The sequence below is a fragment of the Streptomyces sp. NRRL S-495 genome (genome assembly GCF_000966955.1).
GTDB classification, from domain to species: domain Bacteria; phylum Actinomycetota; class Actinomycetes; order Streptomycetales; family Streptomycetaceae; genus Kitasatospora; species Kitasatospora purpeofusca.
In genome coordinates this window covers 1-2766 of sequence record NZ_JZWY01001211.1, presented here as the reverse complement: position 1 = coordinate 2766, position 2766 = coordinate 1, and the positions used below count along the sequence as shown (strand labels likewise).

Here is a 2766-nt window from a genome sequence, read left to right as displayed (position 1 = left end):
TCGATCTCGTCACCGGGCTCCACCGCCGGTTCGCCGGCCGGGATCTCCACCACGACCAGCGGATTGCCGAGGTCGCGGACCCGGCCGAGCACGTCCAGGATCCGCTGGTCGGCGAGCGGGGTGAACGCGTACACCAGCGCGTGGCGGGGCAGTGCCGCCACCGGGAGCCGGGGCGCGAGGAGCCCGCGGTAGCCGCGGTCCTGACGGACCTCCAGCACGCTCTCCACCATCCGGTAGGACTGCCGCTCCCCGCTGCCCGCGGTGAGCCAGCGCAGCTTCCCGCCGACCGCGATCAGACCGACCCGGTCGTGCCGGCGCAGGTAGGCGCGGGTCAGCCCGGTGGCCGCGCGCAGCGTCTCGTCGAGGCTGGAGCGGCCGGTGGCCGCGTCCCGGAAGTCGGCCAGCGTGTCCATCAGGACGACCGCGTCGGCGGCCCGCTCCGCCGCGAACTGGTTGATCTGGACGGCGTCGCGGCGGGTGGTCGAGGGCCAGTGGATGCGCCGCTGGCGCTCACCGGGCACGTACGGGCGCACGCCTACCACCTCGACACCGGTGCCCTCGTGCGCGGTGGTGTGCTCGCCGAGGCGTTCGGGCAGCCGCACCGGGATCGGGGTGAGGCGGGCCGCGCTCGGCTCCGGGAAGACGTCCACCGTGCCGAGGTCGGTGCGAACCGTCCGGCGGGCCAGACCGCCGGCGTCGTAGACGTCGATGTCGACGCTGCCCAGCGTCCAGCGGCCCCACCGTTCGGCCCGGACCACCAGGTCGACCTCGGTGGCGCCGACGGTCACCGCCGTCAGGGTGACGCCCGGGCCGAGGGCGGCGGTCGGGTCGAGCCGGCCGATCAGCCCGTCGTGGCGGACGGTGATCCGTACGGTGATCGGCTCGCCCTCCAGGCAGCGGCGGGGCGTGACGGTGTTCTCGGCGTCCAGCCGGGACGGCCGGTCGTTGCCCGTGGCCGCCAGGGTGAGCAGGACGGCCGGGCCCGCCGCCAGCGCGAGCAGCCAGGGGTGACCGGTGGCCAGTGCGGCGACGGCCGCGACGGTGGCCACCGTGAGCAGGCGCAGGGTCCGCTCGCCGGGCCGCCAGTACGGGGAGGGCGGCGTGGTGGGCAGGCCGGCCAGGGTGGCTCTGGTGCTGCGGGCGACCAGGCGCGCGGCGGCCCGCTCCGGGCCCCGCGGGCCTGTCCGACCGCCTGGACGACGGCCGGTGCCCGCACCGCTCCGGGCGCCGCTCCGGGTGCCGGTGGGGCCGGTCGGGCCCGCGGTACGGGCCGGACGCTTCCGCGCGGGGTGCGGACCGGGGCTGCCGGCCGGGTCGGCGGTCGGACTGCCGGCCGGGCCGGCGAGCCGCCGGACCGGGCGCGCGCCGAGCGCGGCGCTCTGGGCGACGAGCCGGCGGGCCCGCTCCGCGCGCCGTTGGTCGGCGGCGGGCTCGGGGCTCACCGGGCGGCGCCCGGGGCGTCCACCGGACCGCTCTCCGGACCGCCTGCCGCGCGCGGCAGGGTCCGCGGTGCCGGAACGGTGGCGACCAGACGCGCCAGGACCTCGTCCGCCTCGACCTGGCGCACCCACAACTCCGGTGTCAGGGTGATCCGGTGGGCCAGCGCCGGGACGGCGAGCGCCTTCACGTCCTCCGGCGTCAGGTAGTCGCGCCCCTCCAGCATCGCGCGGGCCCGCGCCAGTTGGACCAGCGCGAGACCGCCCCGCGGCGAGGCGCCGACCTGGATCTGCGCGTCGTTGCGGGTGGCGTGGACCAGCGCGATCACGTAGTCGACCAGGTCGTCGTCGACCTCGACCCGCTCCAACGCCGCCCGCATCGCGAGCAGTTCGGCCGGACTGCTGACGGTCTCCAGGTCCGGCTCGGGCGTCGCGCGGTCCAGGCGGGCCCGGAGCATCGAGGCCTCCAGGCCGGTGGAGAGGTAGCCCATCCGCACCCGGAGCAGGAAGCGGTCGAGCTGCGCCTCGGGCAGCGAGTAGGTGCCCTCGTACTCGATCGGGTTGGCGGTGGCGATCACCACGAAGGGCTGCGGCAGCCGGCGGGTGGCGCCGTCGACGGAGACCTGGCCCTCGGCCATCGCCTCCAGCAGCGCGGCCTGGGTCTTCGGCGGGGTGCGGTTGATCTCGTCGGCCAGCAGGAGCTGGGTGAAGAGCGGCCCGGGGCGGAACACCATCTCGCCGCTGCGCCGGTCGTAGAACGGCGCGCCGGTGACGTCCGAGGGCAGCAGGTCGGGGGTGAACTGGATCCGGCGGAAGTCCAGGCCGAGGACGGTGGCGAAGGAGCGTGCCAGCAGGGTCTTGCCGAGCCCCGGCAGATCCTCGATCAGCACGTGGCCGCCGGCCAGCACGCCGAGCATCACCAGACGGAGGGCCTCGGGCTTGCCGACCACGGCGCGTTCGATCTCCTCGACCACCGCGCGGGCACGCCGGCCGGCCTCCTGCGGCGTCAGCACGGCGGCCTCGGTGGGGCGGCCCGGGCCCGCCTCGGCCACCCGGGCCTGCTCGGTGTCCGGGGCGGGGGCCTGGGGAACGGCGGTCATGACTCTCCTGGAGGACGGCGTCGGTCGGCCGATTCGTCGGAACCGGCGGTGAGCGCGGGAAGTGCGGGAGGTACGGGGAGCGAGCGGAGCACGGGAAGTACGGGAAGTACGGGAAGTACGGGAAGTACGGGAAGTACGGGAGCGAGCGGAGTACGGGAGCGGTGGATTCCGCGCGGCGCCCGCTAGCCGGACGTCGGCGGCGTCGGGCCGGGCGGTTGCAGGGCCTCGAG

Annotated in this window: 2 protein-coding genes; both read right to left on the bottom strand. The window is 76.3% G+C overall.

Translation table 11 applies throughout. The features are described 5' to 3' along the window. A partial coding sequence (locus VR45_RS40670; RefSeq protein WP_052709754.1) for a DUF58 domain-containing protein occupies positions 1-1442 on the bottom strand: 1442 nt, incomplete at its 3' end. Then, complete coding sequence (locus VR45_RS40665) at positions 1439-2536, bottom strand: MoxR family ATPase (RefSeq protein ID WP_078897557.1); 1098 nt, start codon at positions 2534-2536, stop codon at positions 1439-1441. The genes VR45_RS40670 and VR45_RS40665, both read right to left, overlap by 4 nt. Positions 2537-2766: the final 230 nt, after the last annotated feature.

Coding starts and splice junctions, on each gene's coding strand:
- VR45_RS40665 (WP_078897557.1), bottom strand. CDS start 2,536: ATGACCGCCGTTCCCCAGGCCCCCGCCCCGGACACCGAGCAGGCCCGG.